19 protein-coding genes are annotated in these 26,696 nt (G+C 73.7%); 11 read left to right on the top strand and 8 right to left on the bottom strand.

All coding sequences use genetic code 11. From position 1 onward, the window contains the following. Positions 1 to 626: 626 nt before the first annotated feature. Positions 627 to 1,805 carry a S8 family peptidase gene (locus ABD223_RS09060; RefSeq protein WP_344035551.1) on the bottom strand — a complete coding sequence of 393 codons (1,179 nt, stop codon included), beginning with the start codon at positions 1,803 to 1,805 and terminating at the stop codon, positions 627 to 629. 237 nt (positions 1,806 to 2,042) lie between these two features. Here ABD223_RS09060 and ABD223_RS09055 point away from each other — a divergent pair, with 237 nt between their 5' ends. Then, positions 2,043 to 3,869 (top strand): DNA/RNA non-specific endonuclease, encoded by a 1,827-nt coding sequence (locus ABD223_RS09055; protein ID WP_344035550.1) that lies wholly within the window; start codon positions 2,043 to 2,045, stop codon positions 3,867 to 3,869. A gap of 1 nt (position 3,870) precedes the next feature. On the opposite strand, the gene ABD223_RS09050 is transcribed toward ABD223_RS09055, so the two are convergent. Together ABD223_RS09050 and ABD223_RS09045 are read right to left on the bottom strand one after the other, a co-directional pair. Beyond that, positions 3,871 to 4,392 carry a hypothetical protein gene (locus ABD223_RS09050; RefSeq protein WP_344035549.1) on the bottom strand — a complete coding sequence of 174 codons (522 nt, stop codon included), beginning with the start codon at positions 4,390 to 4,392 and terminating at the stop codon, positions 3,871 to 3,873. 167 nt (positions 4,393 to 4,559) lie between these two features. Beyond that, positions 4,560 to 5,753, bottom strand: a complete 1,194-nt coding sequence (locus ABD223_RS09045) for an FAD-dependent monooxygenase (protein ID WP_344035548.1) — start codon at positions 5,751 to 5,753, stop codon at positions 4,560 to 4,562. 83 nt (positions 5,754 to 5,836) lie between these two features. Here ABD223_RS09045 and ABD223_RS09040 point away from each other — a divergent pair, with 83 nt between their 5' ends. Further along, positions 5,837 to 6,373 (top strand): TetR/AcrR family transcriptional regulator, encoded by a 537-nt coding sequence (locus ABD223_RS09040; RefSeq protein ID WP_344035547.1) that lies wholly within the window; start codon positions 5,837 to 5,839, stop codon positions 6,371 to 6,373. Positions 6,374 to 6,379: 6 nt separating this feature from the next. Here ABD223_RS09040 and ABD223_RS09035 read toward each other — a convergent pair whose 3' ends face one another. Then, positions 6,380 to 6,742: a siderophore-interacting protein gene (locus tag ABD223_RS09035; protein ID WP_344035546.1), complete on the bottom strand. Its 363-nt coding sequence runs from the start codon at positions 6,740 to 6,742 to the stop codon at positions 6,380 to 6,382. 139 nt (positions 6,743 to 6,881) lie between these two features. Between ABD223_RS09035 and ABD223_RS09030 the strand changes: the two genes are divergently transcribed. From ABD223_RS09030 to fxsT, 7 genes are all read left to right on the top strand, one after another. Continuing rightward, positions 6,882 to 7,163 (top strand): hypothetical protein, encoded by a 282-nt coding sequence (locus ABD223_RS09030; protein WP_380648626.1) that lies wholly within the window; start codon positions 6,882 to 6,884, stop codon positions 7,161 to 7,163. Positions 7,164 to 7,175: 12 nt separating this feature from the next. Beyond that, positions 7,176 to 8,990, top strand: a complete 1,815-nt coding sequence (gene glmS / locus ABD223_RS09025) for a glutamine--fructose-6-phosphate transaminase (isomerizing) (RefSeq protein WP_344035545.1) — start codon at positions 7,176 to 7,178, stop codon at positions 8,988 to 8,990. A gap of 210 nt (positions 8,991 to 9,200) precedes the next feature. Continuing rightward, positions 9,201 to 9,920 carry a maleylpyruvate isomerase family mycothiol-dependent enzyme gene (locus ABD223_RS09020; RefSeq protein WP_344035544.1) on the top strand — a complete coding sequence of 240 codons (720 nt, stop codon included), beginning with the start codon at positions 9,201 to 9,203 and terminating at the stop codon, positions 9,918 to 9,920. A 73-nt stretch (positions 9,921 to 9,993) separates the two neighbouring features. Next, the gene (locus tag ABD223_RS09015; protein ID WP_344035543.1) at positions 9,994 to 10,140 is read left to right on the top strand and encodes a DUF1059 domain-containing protein; all 147 of its coding nucleotides are present in this window, start codon (positions 9,994 to 9,996) and stop codon (positions 10,138 to 10,140) included. Positions 10,141 to 10,288: 148 nt separating this feature from the next. After that, positions 10,289 to 12,223, top strand: a complete 1,935-nt coding sequence (locus ABD223_RS09010) for a DHA2 family efflux MFS transporter permease subunit (RefSeq protein ID WP_344035873.1) — start codon at positions 10,289 to 10,291, stop codon at positions 12,221 to 12,223. A 149-nt stretch (positions 12,224 to 12,372) separates the two neighbouring features. Beyond that, positions 12,373 to 13,884, top strand: coding sequence for a VMAP-C domain-containing protein (locus tag ABD223_RS09005; protein ID WP_344035542.1), 1,512 nt, complete (start codon positions 12,373 to 12,375; stop codon positions 13,882 to 13,884). 167 nt (positions 13,885 to 14,051) lie between these two features. Next, the gene (gene fxsT / locus ABD223_RS09000) at positions 14,052 to 18,002 is read left to right on the top strand and encodes an FxSxx-COOH system tetratricopeptide repeat protein (RefSeq protein WP_344035541.1); all 3,951 of its coding nucleotides are present in this window, start codon (positions 14,052 to 14,054) and stop codon (positions 18,000 to 18,002) included. Positions 18,003 to 18,017: 15 nt separating this feature from the next. Here the strand turns inward: fxsT and ABD223_RS08995 are convergent, their stop codons facing one another. The 3 genes from ABD223_RS08995 to ABD223_RS08985 all read right to left on the bottom strand — a co-directional run bounded on the left by ABD223_RS08995 (position 18,018) and on the right by ABD223_RS08985 (position 21,100). Further along, positions 18,018 to 19,811, bottom strand: a complete 1,794-nt coding sequence (locus ABD223_RS08995) for an HEXXH motif domain-containing protein (protein WP_344035540.1) — start codon at positions 19,809 to 19,811, stop codon at positions 18,018 to 18,020. 62 nt (positions 19,812 to 19,873) lie between these two features. Further along, entirely contained in the window at positions 19,874 to 20,068 is a 195-nt protein-coding gene (locus tag ABD223_RS08990) for a hypothetical protein (RefSeq protein WP_344035539.1), read from the bottom strand. A gap of 117 nt (positions 20,069 to 20,185) precedes the next feature. Beyond that, entirely contained in the window at positions 20,186 to 21,100 is a 915-nt protein-coding gene (locus ABD223_RS08985; RefSeq protein ID WP_344035538.1) for an effector-associated domain 2-containing protein, read from the bottom strand. 131 nt (positions 21,101 to 21,231) lie between these two features. Between ABD223_RS08985 and ABD223_RS08980 the strand changes: the two genes are divergently transcribed. Next, on the top strand, positions 21,232 to 22,539 hold the full coding sequence (locus ABD223_RS08980; RefSeq protein ID WP_344035537.1) for a hemolysin family protein: 1,308 nt from the start codon (positions 21,232 to 21,234) through the stop codon (positions 22,537 to 22,539). Between the two features lie 23 nt (positions 22,540 to 22,562). On the opposite strand, the gene ABD223_RS08975 is transcribed toward ABD223_RS08980, so the two are convergent. Further along, a complete protein-coding gene (locus tag ABD223_RS08975) occupies positions 22,563 to 23,978 on the bottom strand; it encodes an aminopeptidase P family protein (protein ID WP_344035536.1) in 1,416 nt (471 codons plus the stop codon). Positions 23,979 to 24,148: 170 nt separating this feature from the next. Here ABD223_RS08975 and ABD223_RS08970 point away from each other — a divergent pair, with 170 nt between their 5' ends. After that, positions 24,149 to 26,632: a hypothetical protein gene (locus ABD223_RS08970; RefSeq protein WP_344035535.1), complete on the top strand. Its 2,484-nt coding sequence runs from the start codon at positions 24,149 to 24,151 to the stop codon at positions 26,630 to 26,632. Positions 26,633 to 26,696 lie beyond the last annotated feature (64 nt).

The following is a 26,696-nucleotide window of genomic DNA, read 5'->3' as shown; positions in this document are numbered from 1 at the left end:
GGGCTGTTCTCCCGACACGGCGCACGAGGGGGTGGAGGTCACCGGAGTGCGTTACCCCGGTTCCGACGAGGTCAAACCCCGGCCTGGTCGGGAGGCGGCCAGGTCCTTCCGCGACCGACGAATTGGCCCCTTCGCCGAGTGCTTAACGTCATGCCTGTGACGAACCGAGCCGTCCTCGCGACCGCGGCGTCACACCGTTGCCCGCGGGGTGCATTTACGGGGAATCACCTGACCCGCGCGAGATTGCACGATTCACCTGATCGTGTAATAACTTTCGTGTTGCGAGTGGACTGTGCCGTGAGCGAGGACCGGCCGCGCGAACCACGACGGCGAACCTCCGACCGGCCACGTGCGGCGCGCTGGTCGGCGAGGCGTCCGGCAGGGTCGCGGTGAGCGTGGACACCGGCAACGCCGTCATGCCGGCCGCAATCGCAACCGTGGTTGCGATTGCGACCGGGCTGGGCCGGTAGTCGCGACCGTGGTTGCGATTGCGGGGCGGTCGGGCTCGTAATCGCGACTGTGGTTGCGATTGTGGGCGGGTTAGCACCACAAACGCGACTGCGATTGCGATTGCGATTGCGATTGCGGCTGCGTCCGACGACGAGGAGTGCGTGGTCCGCGCGTCGTCACGCGGGCACCATGCCGGTGAACAGCAGCAGGTTCGGCGAGCCCGCGCCGAGGCCCTTGACCACGCCGGGCGTGGCGTTGGCGGTCAGCGCGGACGCCACCTGCACCGCCGAGTCGCCGGGGAACCGGTGCCGCCACAGCGCCGCCGCGCCCGCCGCGTGCGCGGACGCCGCCGAGCCGCTGATGGTCGAGTACGCGGTGTCCGACGTGCCCCACGCCGAGGTGATGTTCACGCCCGGCGCCCACACGTCGATGCAGCCGCCCTGGTTGGAGAAGCCCGCCTTGTTGTCGTTCGAGTCGGTCGCGCCTACGGTGGTGGCGAGCGGGGTGCTGCCGGGTGAGAAGCCGCACGCGTCGGTGTTCGAGCTGCCGGACACGACCGAGTAGTGCACGTTCGCCCTGATCGACGCGGTGATGGCGTCGTTGAACGCCTGGTGCTTCGGCCCGCCGGGGGTCATCAGCGCGACCGCGCGCCTGCCGCCGGCCGCCGCGTCCCTGGTCACCCAGTCGATGCCCTGGATGATCCGGGAGTAGGAGCCGGAGCCCTGGCAGTCGAGCACCCGCACGGACACCAGGGTCACGTCCTTGGCCACGCCGGTGGTCCGGCCGCCGACGATGCCCGCCATGTGCGTGCCGTGCCCGTTGCAGTCGTTGCCCGGCGGGGTGACGCCGCCGATGGCGTCCAGGCCCGGCACGGCCGCGCCGTCGAACTCCTGGTGGGTGTAGCGGATGCCGGTGCCGAAGACGTACGCCCGCACGTCCGCCGCGGTGTTGGCGTGGTGGTACTCGGCGTCCAGCGGCAGGGAGCGCTGGTCGATCCGGTCCAGCCCCCACGACGGCGGGTCGGGCTGCACCCCCGCGGCCCGCGCGGTGGCGCCCAGGTCCACCTCCAGGTCCTGCGCCACGTAGGCCACGCGCGGGTCGGCGGCCAGGCGGCGGGCGCTCGCGGCGTCGGCGCGCAGGGCGAAGCCCGCCAGGGCGGAGGTGTACGCGCGGGTGACGCCCCGGGCGGCGGTGCGCGTCGCCGCCAGGTCCTCGTGCCGCTTGAGCACCACGATGTAGCTGTCCGCGACGGCGTCGGGGTGCCCGCTGTAGAGCACCGGCGCGGCCGCGTGCGCGGTCGGTGCGACGAGCCCGGCTAAGAGCGCTCCGGCCACCGCGACGTGTCTGGTCCTCATGGCTCCTCCTAGAGCAGGGGTCGGCGGGGTCGCCGACTTTCAGGGGAACTCGTCCCTGCACCTCAACACGTCGGGCGTGACACGCGGCAGGGCCGATCAGTGGTCGATCACCCGACGGTCGTGTCCGGGTGCACTCGTTAGGCTGAATGGCTGAACGCGTTAAGTTCGGGCTAACGCTCATTCGGGGGACTTCGACAGCAAGGCCACCGACGCGCGCACACAGGGGGAATTGCGCTCATGGCCAGGAAGAAGAACGAGGCGCCCACGTCGCTGCGGCAGTTCGTGCGCACGAAAGGCGCCGGTTACCTGAGCGACCCGAACGTGTCATCCATCGGCATCGGTCACAAGGTGTCCGGTGGTCGGACCACCGACGAGGTCGCCATCCAGTTCACCGTGCGGCGGAAGGCCGCGCCCGAGGAGCTGGCCGCGCTGGGCACCGCGCCGCTGCCCGCGGTGATCGAGGTCGACGGCGTGGCCGTGCCGACGGACGTGCTGCAACGCGACTACCGCGTGGAGTTCCGGGTGCTGGAGGAGGCGGCCGTCGACCCGCGCAAGACGCGCGTCGACCCCGTGGTGCCCGGCGTCAGCGTGGGGCACGTGCGGGTGTCCGCGGGCACCGTCGGCTGCGTCGTGCACGACCGGGAGGACGGCACCCCGTACGTGCTGAGCAACTGGCACGTCCTGCACGGGCCGCAGGGCGCGCTGGGCGACGACGTGGTGCAGCCGGGCGTGCACGACGACAACCGCACCGGGCGCAACCGCCTCGGCCGGCTCGTCCGGTCGCACCTGGGCGCCGCGGGCGACTGCGCGATCGCCACCGTCGAGGACCGCGGGTTCGCCGCCCGGATCCACGAGCTGGGCGTCGCCGTGGACAAGCTCGGCGAGCCGGACCTCGGCGACAAGGTCGTCAAGAGCGGCCGCACCACCGGCGTGACGCACGGCGTGGTGCGGCGCGTCGACGTGCTCGCCAAGATCGACTACGGGCCGGGCGTCGGGCAGCGCGAGATCGGCTGCTTCGAGATCGGCCCCGACCGCGCCAAGCCCGCGCCCGACGGCGAGATCAGCCGGGGCGGCGACTCGGGCGCGGCGTGGGTGTTCAAGTCCGCCAACGGCAAACCCGGCCGGACCCTGGCCGGCCTGCACTTCGCCGGCGAAGCGGCGGGCGACGCGGACGAGCACGCGCTCGCGTGCCTGCCCGGCTCGGTGTTCGAGAAGCTGGGCATCTCGATCACGCCGCCGAAGGGCGTGCGGCCGGAGCGCGCGGCCCGGCTCGGCTTCGACCCCGACTTCCTCGGCACGCCCGCGGGCCTGCCGGTGCTGGGCGAGCGCACGCGGGCCGACGCGGTCGAGCTGGACGGCGAGCCGGTCATCGACTACACCCACTTCTCCCTGGCCCAGTCCAAGTCCCGGCGCTTCGCGCTCTGGGTGGCGTGGAACATCGACGGCGGCGGGCTGAAGCAGATCAACCGCAGCGGCATCCCGTTCGTCCTCGACCCGCGCGTGCCCGCCGAGCACCAGGTCGGCGACGAGCTGTACCGGGGCAACCGGCTCGACCGGGGCCACCTGGCGCGGCGCGCGGACCTGCTGTGGGGCCCGGACGCGGAGCAGGCCAACGTCGACTCGTTCTACTTCACCAACATCACGCCGCAGATGGACGACTTCAACCAGAGCTCGCGGCGCGGCCTGTGGGGCAGGCTGGAGGACGCCGTGCTCGCCGACGCCGAGGTGGACCGCCTGCGCGTCAGCGTCTACGGCGGCCCGGTGTTCCGGGCGGACGACCGGGTCTTCCGCGGCGTGGCCCTGCCGCGCGAGTACTGGAAGGTGGTCGTGTTCGCCTCGGGCGGCGCGCTCACCGCGCGGGCGTTCCTGCTGACCCAGAACCTGAACCAGCTGGAGTCGCTGGAGCTGGACGAGTTCCGGGTGTTCCAGGTCAAGGTGGCCGAGGTGGAGGAGCGGTGCGGGTTCGCCTTCCCGGACGAGGTGCGGGCGGCGGACGCGCTCGTCCTGCCGTCGTCGACCGACGAGCGCGCGCCGCTGGGAGCCCTGACCGACATCCTGTGGTAGGTCAGGCGCCGTGCACGGTGAGGGTGGTCGGCCCGGTCACGGAGGCCACCCCGCCGGCCAGGCACTGGAGGACGTTCGGCGTCACCAGGGTGATCACCTGCTCGGCCCCGGCCGGCGCGAACCCGCCCGCCGTGATCACGCCCGTGTTGACCACCACGACCTGGCCGGCCACGGCGCTGGAGGTGACGTTGTACCGGAAGTCGCTCGGCGCCGTGGTCCCGCCCCAGGTGAACGTGCGGAACGCCGAGCCGGAGTCGAACAGCACCAGGCAGGACGCGGTGAGCGTGAACGTCTCGGCATAGGTGGCGGTGACCGCGTCCGGGTTGGTGCAGGTGGTGTAGATCCCGCTGACGGTGACGGTCGTCGGCCGCGCGGTGAGGGTCAGCGGCGGGTCGAAGGTGGTGACCTCCGTCCCCGCGCACACCTGGTCGACCCCCGCCGCGTGGGCGGGCGCGGTGACGAGCGCGCCCGCCGCGGCGAGGAGGGTCGCCGCGGCGAGGCGGAGCGGTCGTGACGGCATCATGGGTTCGTCCTCCTCGACGACGGGTGGCACCGGTGAGTTCGCCCCGTCCGCCCGCCCGTTAGCCGCCGGGGTCGCGTACCACCCGGTCGGCGGTGCGGTTCCCCGAACCGGTCGGCAGGGGCCGGACCGTCCTCTGTGGACGTGGAGGAGCCGTGCCGGCCCCGGCGTCAGCGCGCCGGCAGCGGGTAGTCGGGCAGCTCGACCGAGTCGTGCAGCCGCGCGCCGGCCCGGTTGAGGCGGACCAGCGCCCGGCCCAACGGCCGGGGCAGGGAGCCCATGGCCCGGAAGCCCTGCCGCAGCAGCCACAGGTCGCGGGGCGTGCCGGGCACCAGGCGCCTCGCCGCGTCCACCGCGAACTCCCGGCTGCCCCGGACGTAGTCGGCGATCCGGGCCTCGTAGGCGGGGAACGCGCGCGCGTGGTCGCCGCCCGCCGCCGCGAGCTCACCGGCCAGCGCGTGCGCGCCGACGACCGCCAGGCTCGTGCTGCCGCCGACCGCCGGGCCGGGGCAGTAGCCCGCGTCGCCGACCAGGGCGACCCGGCCGCGCGACCACGAGTCCAGCCGCAGCTGGGTGACCGAGTCGAAGTAGAACGCGCCGTCGAGGTGGTCGAGCCACCGCTCCACCTCGTCGTTCATCCCGGTGAACGCGGCGCGCAGCAGCTCCCGCTGCCTCGGGACGTCGCGGTGGTGGTAGTCCAGTGGGCCGGGCGTGCGGAACAGGAACACCGCCCGCGCGTCCGGCAGGTGGTGGGCGCTGTAGACGGCGGCGAGCCGGCCGACCTCGGCGTGGGCGACGGCCCGGTCCGCCGGCGCGAAGCGCTTCGGCAGCGACAGCACGGCCACGTGCGCGCCGATGAAGTGCTCGGGCACCTCGCCGAACACCAGCCGCCGGACGGCGGAGTGCAGCCCGTCCGCGCCGACGACCACGTCGAACCGGCGCGGCGCGCCGCGCTCGAACGCCACCTCGCCGTCCTCGGAGATCGAGGTGACCGAATCGCCGAACACGTACTCGACGTCGGCCCGCGTGGCGTCGTGGAAGATCTCGGCCAGGTCGTCGCGCATGACCTCCACGTGCCGGTCGGCCATCGCGTCGAACAAGCGGCCCAGGTCGACCTCGACCGGGCGCTTGCCCCGGCTGCGCAGGGACATCCGCGCGGTCCCGGTCGCCTTGCCCAGGACCTGCGGCAGCACGCCCATGCGCTCCACGACCTCCATCGCGGGCCGGAACAGGTCCACCGCGTGACCACCGGTCCTGCGCAGCGCGGGCGCGCGTTCCACCACGGTCACCTCGAACCCGTGCCTGGTCAGCCACCACGCCAGCACCGGTCCCGCCACGCTCGCGCCGGAGATGAGCACCCCCATGCCGCTTCCCCCTTACTTAACGGTCGGTAAGTGCCACGGTACCAGCGCCCCGGGAGCGGGCGACCGGTTATTAAGCTGCGGTGGTGGCCAGAGCGAAGTCCGACACCAGAGCACGCGCCCAGGCCGTGGCGAAGGAGTTGTTCCTCCAGCAGGGCGTGCGGCGGACGAGCCTCCAGGACATCGCGGACCGGCTGGGCATCACCAAACCCGCGCTCTACTACCACTTCTCGTCGCGCGACGAGTTGGTGCGCAGCATCGTGCAGCCGCTGATCGAGGACGGCGACGCGTTCGTCGCGGCGGCCGAGGCCCGCCCGGACGCCGACCCGCGCGCGGTGCTGGAGGGCTACTTCGACTTCCAGTTCGCGCACCGCGAGGTGGTCTCGCTGCTGATCGGCGAGCTGGTCGCGCTGGCGGACCTCGGCCTGGTCGGCCGGGTGCTGGACTGGCGGACGCGGTTGAGCGCGCTGCTGGTGGGCGAGGACCCGCCGCTCTCCGCCGCCACGCGCGCCACCATCGCCCTGGGCGGTCTGGCCGACTGCGTGCTCGTGTTCGCCGACGAGCCGGTCGAGGAGGTGCGCGCCGCCGCCGTCGACGCCGCCCTGGACACCCTCGGCCGTTGACGCGCCTCACAGGCGCGCCGCGCCCACCTTCCGGCAACCGCTGGACATCACCGGGCGCCGGTCCTCGGCGGGCATCGCGCGCAGGGAGGCGCGGACGTTGACGCGGTCCTCGCCGGGCATGGTCGGCGGCCGACCCTCCGGCGGCGCCGGCAGCCCGAAGCGCTCGTCGGGACCGGTGGGCCGGAACCCGGCGAACCCGTCGGCGTGGAAGGTCGCCCGGCGCAGGCCCGGGGAGAGGTCGGCCACCGCCGTCACGGTCATGGCGAACTGGTCGAACACCTCGCGCTGGTCGCCGGGCGCCATCACCGGGCCGGCGGCCTTGGTGAGCACCTTGAGCTGCAACTGGTCCAACACCGGGTACCGGGGCATGGGCGCGATCGTACTTGCTGAGGTAAGCCTAACCTAACACTACTTTTCATGGCACCTCGCGAAGGTCCGCGAACGCGCCCCCCGCCGGCCCGTGCCCGAAACCGGGCACGGGTTTTGGCCCGGTGGTTGGCTGGTCGCCATGCTGGAGCCCGTGGGAGACGAGGTGCCGGAGGAGCTCCTCCGGCACGTGGTCCGGACGACCGGGCTGCCGCCCGCGCTCGCGCGGCGCGTCGTCTCCGACGTCATGGGCTACTTCGTCGAGACGGCGGAGGAGTACGTCCTGCGCAGGCACGCCGAGCTGCGCCGGGACGGCCTGCCCAACGCGCGGATCTGGGCGATGCTGCGCGCGGAGCTGGACGTGCGGCCCGTCGCGGCGGCGCCGCTGTCCGAGCGCCAGCTGCGCCGGATCGTCTACGGCTGAACAGGAGTGCGCATGTGCGGGATCGTGGGGTACGTCGGGGCCAAGGACGCGGTGCCCGTGCTGCTGGAGGGCCTGCACCGGCTGGAGTACCGGGGGTACGACTCGGCGGGCATCGCGGTCGCCGGCGACGGGCTTGAGGTGGTCAAGACCGCCGGGCGGGTCGGCGACCTGCGGCGGGCAGTGCCCGCGGGCCTGTCCGGGACCACCGGCATCGCCCACACCCGGTGGGCCACGCACGGCGAGCCCAGCGACCGCAACGCCCACCCGCACGTGGACGCGGCGCGCCGGGTGGCGATCGTCCACAACGGCGTGTTCGAGAACTCCGACCGGCTGCGCGCGCAGCTGCGGGCCGACGGCGTGGACCTGGTCTCGGACACCGACTCGGAGGTCCTGGCCCACCTGGTCGCCCGCAGCGCCGCCGCCACCCTGGAGGACGCGGTGCGCGAGGCGTTGGCGCAGGTCGAAGGCGCCTACGGGGTGATCGTGATGGACATCGAGCGGCCCGGTGAGCTGGTCGCCGCCCGGCGCGGCAGCCCGGTCGTGCTCGGCGTGGGCGAGCAGGAGATGCTGGTCGCCTCCGACGTGACCGCCCTGGTCCGCTACACGCAGCAGGTCGTCTACCTGGAGGACGACGAGATCGCCTCGGTCACCGCCGACGGCTACCGCACCTCCACCATGGACGCCCGCGCCACCACCCGCACGCCCACGTCCGTGGACGTCACCGGGCTCGACTACGAGCAGGGCGACCACCCCGACTTCATGCACAAGGAGATGCGCGAGCAGCCCGACGCCGTCGACCGGTGCCTGCGCGGGCGGCTCGACCACCGGTTCTCGTCGGCCCGGCTGGACGGCGTCGGCCTGACGCCGCAGGACTACCAGCGCATCCGGCGCGTGAAGCTGCTCGGCTGCGGTTCGGCGTACTACGCGGGGCAGGTGGGCGCGCAGCTGATCGAGGAGCTGGCGCGCATCCCGGCCGACGCCGAGCCCGCGTCGGAGTTCCGCTACCGCAACCCGGTGGTGGACCCGGACACGCTGTACGTGGCGATCAGCCAGTCCGGGGAGACGCTCGACACGCTGGCCGCCGTGCAGGAGCTGAAGCGCAAGGGCGGGCACGTGATCGGCGTGGTCAACGCGGTGGGCAGCACGATCGCCCGCGAGTGCGGGCACGGCGTGTTCCTGCACGCGGGGCCGGAGGTGTCGGTGGCGGCGACCAAGTCGTTCACCACCATGGCGGTCGCGCTGGCGATGCTGGCGCTGGACCTGGGGCGGGTGCGGGACCTGTCGATCACCGAGGGGCGGCGGCTGGTCGCCGGGCTGGCGGAACTGCCGCGCACGATCGCGAGCGTCCTGGCCGACGAGGAGGCGGTGGCGGAGGTGGCGCGGAAGTACGCCGGGGCCGAGCACATGTTCTTCGTCGGCAGGGTGCGCGGCTGGCCGGTCGCGCGTGAAGGGGCGCAGAAGCTCAAGGAGATCTCCTACGTGCACGCCGAGGCGTACCAGGCGTCGGAGCTGAAGCACGGCCCCCTGGCCCTGATCAACCCGGCCATGCCCACCGTGGTCCTGCTCCCCGACGACGAACTGCTCCCCAAGAACATCGCCACGGTCGAGGAGATCAAGGCCCGGGGCGGCCCGGTCATCGCCGTCACCGACGCCACCCTGCCCGCCGACCTCGCCACCGACGTCATCCGGGTGCCCCGCGCCCACGACTCCCTGACCCCCATCACCCTCTCCGTGCCCCTCCAGCTGTTCGCCTACCACCTGGCCCGCACCCTGGGCCGAGACGTGGACCGCCCCCGCAACCTGGCCAAGAGCGTGACCGTCGAATAACCCCGCGTGTCCTCCACCCAGACATCGCGTGTCCTCCACCCAGACATCGCGAGTCCTCCACTCAGACATCGCGAGTCGAACGCTCAGGCCCACCGCGTCGAACGTTCCGGTCCCCTGAGTTCTACGTTCGCGTACCCCTCGGCGGGGCTTGGCCGGGGCGCCGGGTGTGCGCGAATGTAGAACTCGGGGGTCCTGAACGGACGACACGAGATGCCTGAGTGGACGACACGCGCGGTTTGGGGGGTTTGGGTGGATTTGTTGGTGGGGGTTGTGGAGGCCCATCGGCGGTTGGCCGAGGTGTTGGACATGTTGGGGGACGAGCAGGTGGGTGAGCCGTCGCTGTTGCCGGGGTGGACCCGGGGGCACGTGCTGGCCCACCTCAGCGACGCCGCTCGGGCTCGGGCTCGGGTGGTCGAGCACGCGTTGCGCGGTGAGGTCGTGGAGCTGTGGGAGCCGGGGGAGCGGGACGCGGTCATCGAGGCCACGGCGGGTCGCACCGCCGAGGAGCACCGCGCGGCCCACGCCGAGCACTCCCGCCGGTTGGAGGAGGTGTGGGCGGGGGTGGAGGACTGGGACGCGCCCGTGCCGGGCGGTGACGTGGACCTCGTGCCCGCCGTGCTCACCCGTTGGCGCGAGGTGTGGATCCACCTCGTCGACCTCGACCTGGGTGTGACGCCCGCCGAGTGGGGGGTGGAGTTCTCCTGCCACGTCCTCGACGTCCTGTCGCCCCGGCTGCCCGACGGGTGCCGGTTGCGCGCCACGGACGTGGAGCGCGAGTGGGGCGCCGGAGCGACAAGAGCGGGAGGGGAGCGAGTGGTCGGTGCGGTGCGCGACCTCGCGGCGTGGCTCGCCGGTCGGGAGCCCCGGGTCGCGCTCGACGGACCGTTGCCGCAGCTAGGTCCCTGGCCCGCCTACCCGCGGCGCCGGTGAAGCGGGGAACCCCCGTCGCCGCCCGCCCGTCGTCAGTAGAGTCGACGGGAGTGATCTCCAGTGGAGGAAAGCGATGAAGAGGAACATCACCTGCCCGTGCGGTGAGCGCATCATCGGCCAGGACGAGGACGACCTCGTGGCGAAGACCCAGCAGCACCTCAAGGAGAACCACCCGGGTCACGACTACTCGCGCGACGAAATCCTGTTCATGGCCTACTGAACCGGAGCGCCTCACCTGGCCGGGTGAGTGCGAACGGGCGGCGGGTGGACCAGCGCCCTATGGTCCACCCGGGAGGTCCGCCGTGGTCCATCAGGCCGAACGAACCGGGGTGAACCGGGGCGCGCGCAACGCGGTCGTCGCGGTGATCATGCTCGGGATGCTCCTCGCCGCGCTGGACCAGACCATCGTGGCGACCGCGCTGCCGACCATCGTCGGCGACCTGGGCGGCGGCGGGCACCTGTCGTGGGTGGTCACCTCGTACCTGCTCGCCGAGACGATCATGACCGCGCTGATCGGCAAGTTCGGCGACCTGTTCGGGCGCAAGCCCGCGTTCCTGATCAGCGTCGTGCTGTTCCTGGTCGGCTCGTTCCTGTGCGGCTGGGCCGACTCGATGACGCGGCTGATCCTGGCGCGCGCGGTGCAGGGCCTGGGCGCCGGCGGGCTGATGGTGACGTCCGCGGCGGTCATCGCGGACGTGGTGCCGCTCGCCCAGCGCGGCAAGTACCAGGGGTTCATCGGCGCGGTGTTCGGCGTGGCCACGGTCGTCGGACCGCTGCTGGGCGGCCTGTTCGTGGACCACCTGAGCTGGCGCTGGGCGTTCTACGTCAACCTGCCGCTCGGCGTGGTGGTGCTCGCGGTCGCCGCGGTCGCGCTGCCACCGGGCAAGGGCGGCGCCCGACCGCGCATCGACTACCTCGGCATCCTGCTGATCGCCCTGGCCGCCACCGGCCTCACGCTGGTCACGTCGTGGGGCGGCGTCGAGTACCCGTGGGCCTCGCCGACGATCCTGTGGATGGCCGCGGGCTCGGTGGCCGCGCTGGTGGCGTTCGTGCTGGTCGAGTTGCGCGCCGAGGAGCCGATGCTGCCCATGCGGCTGTTCCGCGGCCGCGTGTTCACCGTGTGCGCGGTCCTCAGCTTCGTCGTCGGCTTCGCCATGCTGGGCGGCGTCACGTTCCTGCCCACCTACCTCCAGTACGTGCACGGCGCGTCGGCCACGCAGTCGGGCCTGGAGATGCTGCCGCTGGTCGTCGGGCTGATGGCGGCGTCGATCACCACCGGCAACATCATCGGCAAGACCGGCCGCTACCGGGTGTTCCCGCTGGTGGGCAGCCCGCTCATGGTCCTCGGGATGCTCCTGCTGTCCCGGCTCGGCGTCGGCACGTCGTTCTGGGAGGCGTCGGCGTACATGCTGGTGCTCGGCCTGGGCGTCGGCATGTGCATGCCGGTGACGATGGTGGTCGTGCAGAGCACCACCAGCTACGAGGACCTCGGCGTGGCCACGTCCGGCGTGAGCTTCCTGCGCACCCTCGGCAGCTCGTTCGGCGTGGCGGTCTTCGGCACGATCTACGCGGGCAACCTGCCCGACCACCTGGCCGGCGCGATCCCGCCCGGCGTCGACCCGCGCGTCGCCACCGACGTCCAGGCCCTGCACGCCCTGCCGGCCGAGCAGAAGGCCCCGATCATCGCCGCCTACGCCGACACGCTGCACACGGTGTTCCTGGCCGCCGCGCCGGTGGCCGCGGTCGCCTTCCTGGTGGCCCTGTTCCTGCGGGAGGTGCCGCTGCGGGACACCGCGCGCGCCGCCGCGAACGAGGTGGGCGACAACTTCGCCGAACCCAGGGCCTGGAACTCGGAGCGGGAGCTGGAGAAGCTCGTCGCCCTGATCGTCGCCAGGGAGCGCCGCGACCCCACGCCCGAGGTCCTCGCCGCCTCGGGCGTGCCCCTCACCCACGCCCAGGCGTGGCTGGTGGTCAGGGTGTTCCGGCAGAGCGTCGCCCGCGGCGCGGCCGACCTCGACCGGCTCACCGACGAGACCGGCGTGCCGGCGGGCGTGTTCGAGCCGGTGGCCCGCCAGCTCCAGACCCGCGGCTACCTCGCCGAGGACGGCGGCCGCTACCGCTTCACCCCGCAGGGCACGGAGGTCTTCGCCCGCCTGGTCGACGCCTGGCGGCGCTGGCTGCTGGTCAGGCTGGACGACTGGGACTGCGACGAGCCCGAGTTCGTCGGCGCGGTGGACCGCGTGGCGACCGAGCTGACCACCACGGGCCGCGCCCTGTCCACCCGGCACCCGGCCGCCGTGTGACCGCATTTTGCGGAAAAGGCCCCTTGTCCCTGTGGAACAGTTGCTCTCGTGATGAGCGGGGGGTGACGACCTCCCCTTCGTCGACGCTCGTCGCGATCCGGCGCCGGCGGTGGGACAGGGGGTCGGCGGTGGGACAGGGGGATGGTCGCATGGTCACGGACCTCGGTGCGGGCACCGCCCAGCTGCGCTTGCAGGGCGAGCTGGTCTCCGCGCTGGCGCGCTGCGAGTGCCTGCGCACCGAGCACGGTCGGGCGATGCTCGTGGACCTGCTCTCCGACGTCCTCGGCGAACCGGTGCACCTGGAGGGGCAGGAGGCCCACCTCCAGCTGCTCGGCCTCGTCCGCTGGTGCGGCCGCCGCGGTGGTGGCCTGAACGCCCTCGTCGACTGCCTGTCGGTGCTGGAGCCCCACGCGCCGGAACTCGACCTGCTCCGCGACCTCGCCGACGAGTGGACGGCCTGCCGGGCGCTGCCCACCCGGGACTGGGACCGGCTCGGGCGGGTGCTGCGGTCCGTGCGGCTGGCCGAGGACCCCGCGGAGGAGCGGCGCCTGCTGCGCCTGCTGACCCGGGTCGCCTGCGCCGGCCGCTGCGACGACATGCCGGCGCGGTGCCGGACGGTGTGGTCGGTGTTCCTCCACCTGGCGGACCACAACGCCGGTCCGGGCGCGCTGCCGCCCGCCATGGTGTTCGTCGACTGCCTCGCCGGCCGCGTCGGTGACGGCGCGCTGGCCGACGAGCTGCGGCGGTACAACTGGCGGTGGGCCGAGCGGTTCGAGGTGACGGACCTGGTGGAGCGGGCGGACTGGCGCACCGGGCTCAACGACCGGGAAGTCGACGCGGTGCACCTGGTGTTCGAGGTCGACCCCGATCCCGAGGACCCGGACAAGGTCGTGTTCTCGCACTGGAGGTACTGGGCGGGGTCCGGCGGGAACACCGGCCGCCGCGGTGACGCCCAGGTCCTCCGGGCGGACCTGGAGACCGAGGTCGACAACGTGATCGCGGAGCTGGAGGTCGAGCTGGGCACCACGACCGGCGGCCCGCGGGTGAGCGCGATCGTCGTCGAGTTCACCCTCCCCTGGGAGATGATCAACACCCCGGTCGAGTTCTGGCGGAAGGCGTCGCTGTCCGACGTGGCCGTGCCGCTGGCGATGGACCACCCGGTGGTGCTGCGCAGCCTGGAGCGGATGCGCGCGCAGCGCTACTGGTTGGCGTGGAAGCAGCGCTGGAGCGCGATGTCGGGCGAAGGCGCTTCGCCGCGGCTGTACTGGAGCCGGGACAACGGCGGCTGGGACCTCACCGACATGGCCGTCGAGCTGAAGGACAACTCGATCGTGTCACTCGTGCTCAGCGAACCGCCGGGCGACCGCCGCGGCCGGGCGTGGCACGAGGCGGCGCTGGCGTTCCGCGCGGGCATTCCGATCATCATCTGGGATCGGGAGGACTGCTCGAACCTGCGTTTTCACGAGGTCGTGACGAAGTTGTTCGAAGGCGGTGAGGTTCGCGGGTTACCCCACCGGGTGGCGGAGTTGCGGGCCGAGTCGTTGCGGTCGCGCGACCCGATCGAGCCCCACCTGGGGCGCACTCTTGCCGTATTGTGGGATGACGCAGAGCGTCTACCGGAACCTCCGGCCCACGGGTGGGGTTCGCAGGGAGGGATCTGAGTCATGCCCCACCGACGCGCGGCGGATATCGGGTGCTTATCGGTCGACCGTTCGCCGGCGCGGCCCGCGCGGACGACCCGAGGGCGCGGTGGCGTGACGATCCATTCGGCGCGGATTCACGGGGATCGCTCTTCGCCGCACGTCGATTCGGTTGAATATTCGCGTCAATGGTGCCATCGGTCCGGGCACGAGCCCACCTGTCGCCCCGGGAGGCGGTGACCGTGCGCGCGCTCGACGAGGGCGCCGACGACAGAGCGGCGGCCGGCCCGGGCGCACCCGGGTGGGCCGCGGACCGGTTGCGGGACGCGCTCGCGCCGCTCGCCGGCCGCGCGCACGAACTGGTGGTGGCGGTCGACGACGGCCCCGCCATGGCGATCTGGGCCTCCGCCGTCGACGACTTCGTCGAGGGCCTGCGCGGGTCCGGCGTGTTCGAGGCGGTCACCGCGTGCGCCTTCGGCCCCGGCGACACCGGCCGGCCCGCGCTGCGGGACCCCGACGCGGGCCACGTCCTGGAGCCGGCCGGCCGTCGCCTGGTCCTCGTGCTCACCGACCTGGTCGACCGGGGTTGGCGGTCCGGTCGGGCGTGGGCCACCCTGGGCGAACTGGGCGCCGGGCACTCGGTGGCCGTGGCCGGCCCGCTGTCCTGGTCGATGGCCCGCCGGACCGGCCTCGACCTCCACCGCGTGCGGCTGAAGGCACCCGAACCGGGCGCGCCGAACACCGCCCAGGAGTGGGAACCGCAGGTCGACGTGCCGGGCCTGTACGACGACCTCGGCCACGTGGTGCCGATCTTCCTCACCGGGTTCGGCCTGCCGGGGCTGCGGCGCTGGGCCGGGCTCACCGCCGCGACCGGCTGGACGACGTCGGGCGCGGCCCTCGTGGCCGTTGGGCGCGACCTCGCGGCCGTCGAGCCGGACCTCGCCGCGGCCGAACCGGCCACCGGCGGCGGACCGCCCACCGCCGCGCAGCTGGTCGCGGCCTACCGGGCGTCCGCGTCGAGGTCCGTGGCCGCGCTGGCCGTGCACTTCGCCGCGGCCCCGCTCGAAGTGGCGCTGCTGGCGCGCATCCAGGAGCGCCTGCGCCCCGACGCCGGGCCCGCCGCCGTCGCCGAGTTCCTGGGCGGTCCCCTCGTGGCCCAGCCCCCGCGCGATTCCTACACCGACCGAAGGCGAGCGACATTCGATTTCGTGGTTGCGGGTGTCCGCGAGGAACTGCTGGCGCACGGCCGTCGCAGCGAGACCGAACGGGTGGCGCGACTCGTGCGCGAATACCTGCACGAGCACGAGTCGGAAATGACCGGGACGGCCCTGCCGGCGGTCGGGGAATTGCCGCGGACCGAGGGGCCCACCATCCCCGCACCGCGTCACGTCGTCGGCGTGGACCAAGCCGTGCGCCGGGCCTTGTCGGGTATTCACCTGCCCTATTCCAGCCGGCTCGACCCGGTGTCCGCGGTGAATGTCGATCAAGGTAAAAAAGACGGCGCTAGAGTCTCACGACCGGATGGGCACGACCACGCGCGCGTGCGAGCGGGGGCTGACGGTGACCGGCGAAACGCAGGAGGAGAGAACGTGACCTCGACCGTCGACCGCGAGGAAAGGAGTGAGACCCTCGTAGCGCCCGTCTTCGGGGGGCTGCCGCCGAGGAACCCGAATTTCACCGGGCGGGCCGACCTGCTCCAGGAGCTCGAACGACGGCTGGTCCGGGGCTCGACGGCGGCGGTGCTGCCCGAAGCGCTGCACGGCATGGGCGGCGTCGGCAAGTCGCAACTGGCCATCGAGTACGCCTACCGCAACCGCACCAAGTTCGACGTCATCTGGTGGATCCCCGCGGAGCGGGCGGTGAAGATCGTCGACTCGCTCGTCGAGCTGGGGCAGCGCCTGGACCTCAACGTCGGCACCGAGGCCAACGTCGCCGTGCAGCAGGTGCTCGACGCCCTCCGCAGCGGCGGCCACCCCAAGGTCCCGGCGAACTGGCTGCTCATCTTCGACAACGCCGACAGCCCGGACGCCGTCCAGCAGTACCTGCCGACCGGCGGCACCGGCCGCATCCTCGTCACCTCGCGCAACTCCCAGTGGCTCAGCGTCGCCCGCCCCCTGGAGGTCGACGTCTTCCGGCGGGCGGAGAGCGTGCAGCTGCTGCGCCGCCGCGACCCGGACCTCACCGAGGAGGACGCGGGCCGCCTGGCGGAGGCGCTGGGCGACCTGCCGCTGGCCGTCGCGCAGGCGGCCGCGTGGCGCGTGGAGACGGGTATGCCCGCCGCTGAATATTTGGAACTCCTGGCGGAGAAGCAGCTGGAGCTGCTCGACGTCACCACGACCCTCGACTACCCCAAGTCGGTCGCGGCGATGTGGGACCTCTCCCTCAGCGAGCTGAAGCGCAAGAACCCCTCCGCGCTGCGGCTGCTCCAGATGTGCGCGTTCCTGGCCCCCGAGCCGATCAACCGCACCATGTTCACCTACAACAGCCGCAACATCGTGGGCGTCCCGCCCGAGCTGTCCCGGGTCCTGCGCGACCGCCTGCGGCTCAGCGAGGCGATCCGCGACATCCACCGCTTCGCGCTCGTGCGCGTCGACCACCGCGCGAACTCGATCGAGCTGCACCGCCTGGTCCAAGCCGTGCTCATCAGCCAGATGACCGACGACGAGCGCGCCACCATGCGCCACGCCGCCCACCAGATGCTGGCCGCGAACGACCCGGAGTCGCCGGGCGAGTCGGACAACTGGCGGAAGTACGCCGACCTGAACGCGCACCTGGCCGCGTCCAACGCCTACGAGTGCGAGGCGGAACCGGTGCGGTCCCTGATCAACAACCAGGTGCAGTTCCTCTACCGCTGGGGTGAGCACGACCGGAGCCTGGAGCTGTCCGAGCGGATCTACCGGATCTGGCTGGAGCGGTTGGGCGAGGTGCACCACGACACCCTGAGGATGGGGCGCTGGTACGGCTTCATGCTGTGGGTGCAGAGCCGCTACGCCGAGGCGGCGCCCCTCAACAGCGCTCTCCTGGAGCGGCACCGGGGCGCCTTCGGCGAGGAGCACGAGGAGACCATCGCGGCGATCAGCGCCGTGGCCGCGGACAGGCGCGCCGAGGGCGACTTCCCCGGCGCGCTGGAGCTGTCCAGGCGCAACTACGAGCTCTGCGTCCGCTACCTGGGCGACGACGAGCCGATGACCCTGAACGAGGCGCACAACCTCGGGGTGAGCCTCCGGCTCGCCGGCGACTACCGGTCGGCCCACGAGCTGGACACCGACACCTGGGACCGCAAGGTCCAGATGTACGGGCAAGAGCACGAGATGGCGCTCATGACGCAGGTCAGCCTCGTGCTCGACCGGCGCGAGCTGGGCGACTACCAGGACGCGCGGGTCGAGCACGAGGAGATCGTGCGCGTCTACGAGCGGCAGGGCGAGCTGCGGCCGCTCGACCCGAGGATGCTGCGCGCGGTGCGCCACCTGGCGGCGACGCGGCGCAAGGCCGGCGACCACGAGGGCGCGATGGAGGCGGCGGACACCGCCTTCGAGGGCCTGCGCATGCGGTACGGCCTCGACCACGCCGACACGCTCGCCGCCGCGCTGGCCAGGTCCATCACCATGAGGTACCTCGGTCGCCACGGCAAGGCCGCGCAGCTCGCCCAGGACATCCTGATCCGGTACGCGAAGACGTTGGGCCCCGAGCACCCGCACACGCTGTCGGCCGCGGTCAACGTGGCGGTCCTGCGGCGGTTGGCCGGCGACGCGCGGGGCGCGCGGGAGCTGGACGAGTCGACCCTCGCGGGTTTCCGCGCCCGCCTGGGGCCGGACCACCCGTCCAGCGTGCTCACCGCCCTCAACCTGGCGAGCGACCTGCACAGGGCGGGCGACGCGCGGGGGGCGTTCGAGCTGGACACCGAGGTGCTGGACCGGGCGACGGCCGTGTTCGGCGCCGACCACCCGACGACGCTGGCCTGCCGGTCGAACCTCGCCCAGGACCTGCGCGCGCTGGGGCGGGACGCCGAGGCGGACGTCCTGCACGAAGGGACCGCGCAGGCCCTGCGCGACCGGCTCGGCGAACGCCACCCCCTGGTGATCCGGCTCGGCGACCCGGTGGCGCGGGCCGACTTCGACATCGACCCGATGCCCCTGTGACCTGCTAGTCCACCGCTAGTCCACCGTCCCGAGCCACGCGGCGAGGCGTTCGACGTCGGGCGCTTCGCCGCGGCGCGCCAACTCCGCGCGCACCGCCCGGACCAGGTGCGGTCGCTCCAGCAGCGCCCGTGACGCCGGGCCGGGTGAGAGGCCGCGCAGCGCCAGCCCGTAGCCGGACCACGCGCCCGGCCGGTCGGAGCCGGCGGCGATCTCCTCCGCGTACGCCGCGCGGGCCCGTTCGTGGTCACCGGCGACGAGGGCGAAGTCGGCCCCGGTGACGTCGGCGTCGACCTCCCGCGCGCCGTCGCCGGGCGCCGACCGCATCGCGTCGAACCCGGCCCGGTCGGAGAGCCGGATCCTGATGAGGACCGCCTTGGTGTCCAGCTTGGGCGGCGTGGCGGCCGCGGCGACGGGGAAGAGCGGCGTCGACGCGGGCGCGGGCGCGCCGGAGGACCACCGTTCCGCGCACCCCAGCACGTGCGCCCGTTCGGGGCGCAGGTGGGTGGCGCGCCACGCGGCCCGGTGGTCGAGGACGGCCACCTCGGCGGCGGCCAGCGGCCCGGCCGGCACGTCGGCGTCCCGCAGCACCGCCAGCCGCTCCGCGAGGCGGGCCGCGAACCTCCTCCCCACGTCGGTCAGCGAAGGGCTGCGGCGCAGCGCGCCCAGCGCCTCGTCGACCTGCGCCCGGACGAGGGCGAACTCGAAGTGCGCCGGTTCGGCGTCCGGCCCGCCCGCCCGCGCGCGGTGCCGCTCCCAGAACTCCGCGACCGCGAGGAAGGCGTGGACGCCCTGGTACAGGCCGGGCACGGGCCGGGGGTCGTCGCGCCACGGCGCGTAGCAGGTGGCCGCCGGGTCGAGGCCGCTCAGGGGCGCCAGGTGGCCGATCGCGGTGAGCTTGCTGTGCTGGTACTCGTGCACCATCGTCACGGCCAGCTGCACGGCGTCGTGCGGCTCGGAGATGACGGCGGCGCCGTAGCCGTCGCCCATCGACCCGCTGTGCGGCCGGAACCGGTGCTTCGCCGGGCGCGGCGTGATCACGGACAGCCCGCCGGCCAGCTCCCGCGCCCGGTGCGGGTGGTCGCGCTCCAGCAGCGCCCAGGCGTCGGCGAAGACCTCGGCCCACCGCGCGGCGGCCGGTCCGGTGAGCGGTTCCGGCCGCTCCGGTATCGCCAACCCCCGGTACGGCCCGGTGTCGTCCAGGTGCACGCGCGGCGCGTGCGCGTCCCCTTTGCCCACCAGAATTCGGATGGGACGCCAGTCGGCGGGCCCGGTCCCGCCGGCACCGGTTTCCACCGTGAACCCGGACGCGTCCGAAATCACCACGCCACAGCCCCACCCGGTCGAATCCGGCACCCGCGCGGTGCCCAGGCCGGGGAGCGCGCCACTGCCGTCCCACAGCGGAATGGTCGTGGTGAAGCGCAATCCTGCGGTTATCCCGGCCGCGGCCGCCAGCGCGTGGAGTTGCCCGATGTGGAACCACAGGGGCGCGGTGTCGGTCGCTTTGTGCCGCAGGGCGCGCAGCAAATGCGCCGACCACACGCCGACCTGCGGGCGCGACAGGAGGTCCGCGACGGCTTCCGGGCGGGCGCGCTCGGCCTCGACCAGGAGGTCCCACGCGTCGTCCACCGGGAGCAGGGGGCCGCCGGCCGGCCGGAGGTCCCTGAGGTGGCGCAGCACCAGGCGCAGGGCGAGCAGCCGTCTCGTGCGCTCGACGTCGCGCAGCAGCCCGGCCACGTCGGCGTCGAACCGGCCGGACGCCAGCACGTCCAGCTGCCCCGGTGTCGTGGTGTGGTTGACCGGCGAGGTCACGCGCCCGGGTCCCGTTCCGCCGCTGGGTGGTCGTCCCTCGTCATGGACGTGGCTCCCGCTGGTCAGGAGCCGTTGTAGTCGCCGCCCACGCTGCTGCTGGCGTGGTCGACCTGTCTGAGGAAACGCTCCGCCGACGCCGCCAGCGCCTCGTCGTCGAATGCCTCCAAGGCGTCGAGGGGAACGTTCGTCAGGTCCACCAGACCGGAGTCGATCCGAATTGTGGATTCATCCACCAGCGAGCCTCCCGACTTGGCCACCAGGTTGGGCGTCCCCGCGCTGTGGGGGATTCACCCTCGACGGCATGACTCAGTGTAATGTCGTGGAAACAGCGGGGAAGAGGTGCGTATGGCGGTATTCGGTGCTGCCTGCGGCAACTAGACGTCGTCGTCCTGTTCACCCATCAGGGCGTCCAGTTCGGCCATTTCGGTGGTGCCGGCGGCGTAGAAGCGGATCACCTCGACCAGCGCCGTGAGCCCGCCCGGGTAGTGCGCGCACGTCCGGACGATGCTCACCGCGTCGGGCCGGTCCGCGCCGTGGCGCGGGACGGACGCGGCGAACGGCAGCTCGCGCAGCACCAGGTCGCGTCCCTCGCGGGTGTCGAAGCCCGGCGTCCTCAGCAGCACGGCCACCAGCGGGCCCAGCTCGGCCAGGGTCAGCGGGCGCGCGGGGGCGGCCCGTCGGCCGGCCGCGCCGGCGGTCGGCCGGGTGGTCGGGTGGCCGTCCACGAGGCGCACCCACGCCTTGCCCCGGACCTCCTTGACCTCCACCGGCACGGGCCGGTAGTCGCCCGGGTGGGTGGCCGGGTCCTGGCTGACCACCGCGTCGTAGAACCAGTCGGAGACGATCAGGACCAGGGTCGCGGTGGAGTCGCGCAGCGCCTGCTTCGCGGCCGCCGCGTCCAGGATCCGGTGCACCAGGATCAGGCCCGGACCGTTCTGGCCGCGCGCGTCGTAGGCCAGCTCGCCCGCGTGCAGCGCCATTCGCACCCGCATCCGCGCGCCCGCGGCGTGGGCGGCGTTGTGGCGGCGCAGCCCGGCCGCCAGCCTGGACGGCAGGTGGTCGGCCAGGACGGCCTTCGGCACCTCCGGCGGCACGATCGCCAGCAGGCTGTCGCCCGCGTCGTCGACGTCGTCCTCCGACCACGGCAGGTCGCACTCGGCGAAGGCCTCGCGCAGCACCCGGTACATGCCGTCGCGCAGCACGAGGCGGTCGTGGGTGGTGCGGGTCGGGTCGCCGTAGCTCTCGACGTCCACGACCACGAAGGACCGGTGGACCGCGGCTGACCCCATGTGACCTCCCGGTGCCTGTTGTAACCCACACGGGGCGCGTCGCGGCAGCCGTGCCACTCGAAATGACCAACGCGCGGGTGGCGTCGCGCACCCGGTGGTCTGGGTTCGCCGCGTTTGGGTAAAGGGTGGGGGTGGACGGGTACGGATTCACGCTCGCGCTGGTCGCGGTGCTGGTGCTGCTCAACGCGGTGTTCGCCGGTTCGGAGATGGCCCTGATCTCGCTGCGCGAGGGGCAGTTGCGGGCGCTGGACCGCGACGGCAAACCCGGCGCGAAGACCCTCGTCCGGTTGGCGCGCGACCCCAACCGGTTCCTCGCCACCATCCAGATCGGCATCACCCTGGCCGGGTTCCTGGCCTCGGCGACGGCGGCGGTGTCGCTGGCCCGGCCGATCGTGCCGCTGCTGTCGTTCCTGGGCAACGCGGCGAACGCGGTGGCCATCGCCCTGGTCACGGTCGTGCTGACGTTCCTGACCCTGGTGTTCGGCGAGCTGGCCCCCAAGCGGCTGGCCATGCAGAACGCGCTGCGGTGGGCGCTGCTGGTGGCCCGCCCGCTGCACCTGCTCTCCACGATCTCCCGCCCGGCCGTGTGGCTGCTGAGCACGTCCACGAACCTGGTGGTGCGCGTGTTCGGCGGCAAGCCCGACGCCGAGTCCGAGCAGATGTCGTCCGAGGAGCTGCGCGAGCTGGTGCACGCCCAGCGCGGCCTCAACGCCGAGCAGCGGATGATCATGACCGGCGCGCTGGAGATCAACGAGCGCAGGTTGCGCGAGGTCCTGGTGCCGCGCCGGGCGGTGGTCACCCTGGACTCCGCCCTGGACGTGCCCGCCGCCCGCGCCGAGCTGGCCTCGTCCGGGCACTCCCGCGCGCCGGTGGCCCGCGGCGGCCACCTCGACGACGTGGTGGGCGTGGTGCACCTGCGCGACCTGCTCGACGACGACGCGGAGCTGGTCGACCTGGCCAGGCCGCCGTTGGTGTTCCCCGACTCGGTGAAGGTGTCCGACGCGCTGCGCCGGTTCAAGGCCGAGCGCGCCCAGCTGGGCCTCGTGGTCGACGAGCACGGCGCGGTGGACGGCATCATCACGCTGGAGGACCTGCTGGAGGAGATCGTCGGCGAGATCCTCGACGAGACCGACCGGGACGTGATGGCCGTGCGCAGCGGCGCGGACGGGTCGATGGTGCTGCCCGGCACGTTCCCCGTGCACGACCTCGACGACCTCGGCGTGGAGCTGCCCGACGCGCCGGACGGCGACTACGCCACCATCGCGGGCCTGGTGCTGGTGCTGCTCGGGCGCATCCCCGAGGAGCCGGGCGACCAGGTCGCGGTGTCCGGCTGGACCGTCGAGGTGCTGGCCGTGGAGCACCACGCCATCACGTCGGTGCGGCTGCTGCGCAAGGGCCGCGGGCGGGGACCCGCCCCGGAGGACGGGGCCCACGCGTAGCTCGGCGGCCGATCGCGCCCGGCTCAGCGGCCCGCGGCGGCCACCCACGCCTCCAGCCCGGCGGCGTCGGACGGCAGGGCCGCGGACAGCACCCGGTTGCCCTCCCCGGTCACCACCACGTTCTCCTCCAGCCGCACGCCGATGCCGCGCAGCTCCGGCGGCACGGTCTCGTCGTTCGGGTGGAAGTACAGGCCCGGCTCGACGGCGAGCGCCATGCCGACCTCCAGCGCCCCGTCGTGGTACGCCTCGGCCCGCGAGTTGGCGCAGTCGTGCACGTCCAGGCCCAGGAAGTGCCCCACGCCGCAGGCGATGTAGCGGCGGTGGTGCTGGCCGTCGGCGTCCAGCGCCTCGTCCACCGACACCGGCAGCAGGTCCCAGTCGCGCAGGCCCTCGGCGAGCACGCGCATGGCCGCGCGGTGGAAGTCCCGGTAGTCCGCGCCCGGTCGCACGGCCGCCAGCGCGGCCGTCGACGCGCGCTCGACCAACTCGTGCACCTGCCGCTGGGCGGGGGTGTAGGCGCCGGACACGGGCAGCGTCCGGGTGATGTCGGCGGTGTAGAGCGTGTCCAGCTCCACGCCCGCGTCCAGCAGCAGCACCGCGTCCTCCGGCACCGGACCGTCGTTGCGGACCCAGTGCAGCACCGGCGCGTGCGGCCCGGCGGCCACGATCGAGGCGTAGCCGGGGCCGTTGCCCGCGGTCCGCGCCCGCCGGTCGAACGTGCCCTGCAACCAGCGCTCGCCGCCGCCCTCGACCGCGGCGCCCAGCTCGGCCGCGACGTCGGCGAAGCCCAGGACCGTGGCGTCCACGGCGGCCTGGAGCTGGCCGACCTCCCAGTCGTCCTTGACCCGCCGCAGCTCGGCCAGCGCGGTCCGCAGCCCGGCCGCGTGGTCCGCGCCCGCCAGCGCGTCCAGCAGCGGGTCCGCGCCCGCCGTCGCGTGCACGGCGGGCAGCCTGCCGCGCAGCGCCGAGGGCAGCTCGTGCAGCGGGCGGCACCGCACGCCCAGCGCCTCGGACCACTCGGCCAGGCCCGGCACGGGGCCGATCCACAGCTCGCCGTCGCGGGCGTTGGCGAAGAAGTCCGGCTCGTCCGGGCCCGCGGGCGGGCGCAGGAACAGCTCGGCCTCGTGCCCGCCGCCCACCGGGTGCATGACCAGCACGGCGCCCTCGGCGGAGCAGCCGGTCAGCCACGAGAAGTCGCTGTCGGGCCGGAACCCGTAGTCGGTGTCGTTGGACCGCACGGGCGACCAGCCGGCCGCCACGGCGATGCGCGCGCCGGGCAGCGCGGCGCTGAGCCGGGCGCGGTGCGCGGCGGCGGGGTCGGCGGCGCCGGGCACGACGCGCGCGGCCCGGTCGGCCGGGCCCCAGCCGTGCCGGACGAACTCGCGGAACCCCGAGGCGTCGACGAGGTTGCTCGGGTCGCGGCGGGCGGGTTTGGTCACGGGCGGCAGCCTTTCGGGTCGGGGCTCGGTAGCCCGTCCGGTCCCGATCGGCGAACGGACGAGCACGGGCATGCTCTCATCGTCACCTGTTCACCCGGCCGGGTGCCTCCAGGCGGAAACGGCCGCGCCGGATCGGGCGATCCGGTAGGCAACAGCCGGGAGGTGTCCGCATGAAGCCCGAGGACGTGGTCGAACTGCGGGTCCACGGCGTGTCCGGCACCCCGCCGGAGCACGTGCTGGGCGACCCGTTCCCCACCCCCGTGGCGGGGGACGACGTGGCCAGGTTCCTGCGGGCCGCCCGACCCGCCGCGACCCTGCCCGGCGAGCGGCCGGCGCGGGAGCGGGTGGTCGAGGCGTTCCACTGGGGCCGGTTCACCTCGGGCGGCGCGAACCGGGCGCTGTGGCTGCTGATGGCCCCGTTCGCCGTGCTCAACCTCGCCCGGTACGCCCTGCTGGGTCCCGGCCGGTTCGCCGAGGCGGTGCTCCGGCTGCTCGGCCTGGTGCTGACCTGCATGTTCGTCACGACCGTCGGCTACGTGTCGCTGGAGCTGCTGGTGCGGCAGTGCGCGGCCGACGCGGCGTGCCGGGCCGAGCAGACCTGGCTCGGGTCCTTCGCCGACTGGCCGTTCGGCGCGGTGCTGCTGCTCGGGACGGCGCCGCCGGTGCTGGTGGTCGCGGTGCTCTGGTGGTTCGGCAGGCAGACCTTCCTGTACGAGCCGCGCGGCACGCACCACCGGTGGGAGACGCACGCCGGCAGCCTCGGCGACTACGCGTTCTGGCACACCTCGCCGCGCACGCCCGTGCTGCGCGACGCGCACGTGGCGGCGTCCTGCGTGGTGCTGGGCGTGCTGCACGCCGGCGCGGTGCGGACCGCCCTGCCCGACGGCGCGCTGTCGTGGTCGGTGATCGGCGTCGGTTTGGCGCTGCTGGCGTGGGCGGTCGGCTGCGTGGTCGCCTCCCCGGACCGGCGCGCCGTCAACACGAGGCCGCTCAAGTGGGCGGCGGCGCTGTACCTGCTGCTCGCGACCGGGTTGTCGGCCGCGTTCCTGTGGCGCCTGCCCACCGGTCCCGCGCCGCGCCTGGCGGGCTTCGAGGCGGTGACCAACCTGCTGGCCGCGCTGGCGATGCTGCTGCTGGTGGCGCTGTTCGCGGCGTGCGCGGGGATGCGGCGCTCCCGGCGCGGCGCCGAGCTGATGGCGGTCGACGCGCGGTTCCGGCCGCTGTGGCACGGGTACGGGGCGGTGGTGATCGCGGCGCTCGCGACCACGCTGGCGGTCGGGTTCAGCGGCGGGTTGGCCTACCGGGTGGTCGAGTGGCTGGGCGCCCCGGCACCCACCGGGCGGTCGGGGCTGGAGCTGAGCACCAGCTACCTGTTCGGCGCGGGTCTGTGGGGCGTGCTGGCGATCGGGTTCGCGCTGCTGCTGGGCCCGGTCGTGGCGGCGATGGTGCGGCAGGCGTCCAGCGCGCTCGTGCTCGCGGCCGGGTCCGCGCTGGCCTGCGCGGCGGTCGCGCTGAGGTGGACGTCCACGCCGGACTGGGCGTTCTGGGCCGTCCTGGCCGGCGCGGCGGCTCTGTGGGCGGTGGGCGCGTGGTCGGCCGTGCGCCACGCGGTGGGCGAGGAGGTCCGCGCCGGCGTGTGCGAGGACTACCCGGGCCCGCCCACGAGGCCGGGCATCGCCAAGGTCGTCCTGAGCAGGCGGCTCGCCTCGGCCAAGTACCGCTACCACTGGGTGCTCGGCGCGCTGGCCGCGCTGGGCGGGGTGCTGGTGGTGGCGAGCGGCGCGATCGCGCTGGCGCGGCTGGTGGTGCCGGGTTGGCGGGCCACCCCGCCGCCGGGCCTGGCCGACTGGCTGTCGTCGCGCCCGGCGCAGGAGCTGGGCGGGCTGGGCAGCCTCGTGGTGTCCGGGTTCGTGCTGGTGCTGCTGGTGCTGGGGCTCAGGTCGTGGCAGAGCGGCAAGATGCGCACGGCCGTCGGCGTGGTGTGGGACCTGGTGGCGTTCTGGCCGCGCGCGGCGCACCCCATCTGCCCGCCCCCGTACGGCGGGCGGGCCACGATCGAGCTGACCTCGCGGGCGGTGCGGCTGGCCGGTCACCACGGTGTCGAGGCGGTGGTGCTGTCCGGGCACAGCCAGGGCAGCGTGGTGTGCTTCGCCGCGCTGGCGCTGCTGAGGCGCGAGGCCGAACGGCCCGATCCCGCCGACGGGCGGCGCTACATCGCCCAGGCGGAGGCGCGGGAGGCGTTGCGCCGGGTCGGCCTGGTGACCTACGGGTCGCAGTTGCAGTGGGCCTACTCGCGGCTGTTCCCGCACTACCTGGGGCACGCCGAGCTGTGCTCGCTGCACGCGGAGCTGGAGGGCCGGTGGTGGAACGTGCACCGGTTGACCGACCCGCTGGGCGGGCCGGTGGAGGCCTGGGGGTCCACCGAGGACGAGCGGGTGTGCGCGGGGGACAAGCTGTGGGGCGTGCGGTGCGGGTACGACGTGCGGTTGCGCGACCCGGAGTTCCTCGACCCCGACCCGGACATGGTGGCCTCGCCGTTGCGCGGGCACGGCGACTACTACCGGGACCCGGTGTTCGACGAGGTGGTGGCGCGGGTGGCGGAAGCCGTCGTGGCGCGGCGCGAGGCCGAGGTGCTCAAGGCGCTCAGCCCCTGAACGGCTTGGACCGGGGGTGCGCGGCGGTCCGGGGTCGCCCTCGGGGCGTGATCGCGGCGCGGGG

Source organism: Saccharothrix xinjiangensis (assembly GCF_039527585.1).
GTDB lineage: Bacteria > Actinomycetota > Actinomycetes > Mycobacteriales > Pseudonocardiaceae > Actinosynnema > Actinosynnema xinjiangensis.
Note: the sequence above shows the minus strand (reverse complement) of the source record. Positions and strands in the feature narration are given on the sequence as shown.

Excerpts from the sequence above, each read along its gene's own strand:
- ABD223_RS09035 (WP_344035546.1), bottom strand. The coding sequence starts at position 6,742 with ATGCCCCGGTACCCGGTGTTGGACCAGTTGCAGCTCAAGGTGCTCACC.
- ABD223_RS09060 (WP_344035551.1), bottom strand. The coding sequence starts at position 1,805 with ATGAGGACCAGACACGTCGCGGTGGCCGGAGCGCTCTTAGCCGGGCTC.
- ABD223_RS09020 (WP_344035544.1), top strand. The coding sequence starts at position 9,201 with ATGCCTGAGTGGACGACACGCGCGGTTTGGGGGGTTTGGGTGGATTTG.
- ABD223_RS09050 (WP_344035549.1), bottom strand. The coding sequence starts at position 4,392 with ATGATGCCGTCACGACCGCTCCGCCTCGCCGCGGCGACCCTCCTCGCC.
- ABD223_RS08985 (WP_344035538.1), bottom strand. The coding sequence starts at position 21,100 with ATGGGGTCAGCCGCGGTCCACCGGTCCTTCGTGGTCGTGGACGTCGAG.
- ABD223_RS09010 (WP_344035873.1), top strand. The coding sequence starts at position 10,289 with ATGCTCGGGATGCTCCTCGCCGCGCTGGACCAGACCATCGTGGCGACC.
- ABD223_RS09030 (WP_380648626.1), top strand. The coding sequence starts at position 6,882 with ATGCTGGAGCCCGTGGGAGACGAGGTGCCGGAGGAGCTCCTCCGGCAC.
- glmS (WP_344035545.1), top strand. The coding sequence starts at position 7,176 with ATGTGCGGGATCGTGGGGTACGTCGGGGCCAAGGACGCGGTGCCCGTG.
- ABD223_RS08970 (WP_344035535.1), top strand. The coding sequence starts at position 24,149 with ATGAAGCCCGAGGACGTGGTCGAACTGCGGGTCCACGGCGTGTCCGGC.
- ABD223_RS09015 (WP_344035543.1), top strand. The coding sequence starts at position 9,994 with ATGAAGAGGAACATCACCTGCCCGTGCGGTGAGCGCATCATCGGCCAG.
- ABD223_RS09005 (WP_344035542.1), top strand. The coding sequence starts at position 12,373 with ATGGTCACGGACCTCGGTGCGGGCACCGCCCAGCTGCGCTTGCAGGGC.
- fxsT (WP_344035541.1), top strand. The coding sequence starts at position 14,052 with ATGGTGCCATCGGTCCGGGCACGAGCCCACCTGTCGCCCCGGGAGGCG.
- ABD223_RS09045 (WP_344035548.1), bottom strand. The coding sequence starts at position 5,753 with ATGGGGGTGCTCATCTCCGGCGCGAGCGTGGCGGGACCGGTGCTGGCG.
- ABD223_RS09055 (WP_344035550.1), top strand. The coding sequence starts at position 2,043 with ATGGCCAGGAAGAAGAACGAGGCGCCCACGTCGCTGCGGCAGTTCGTG.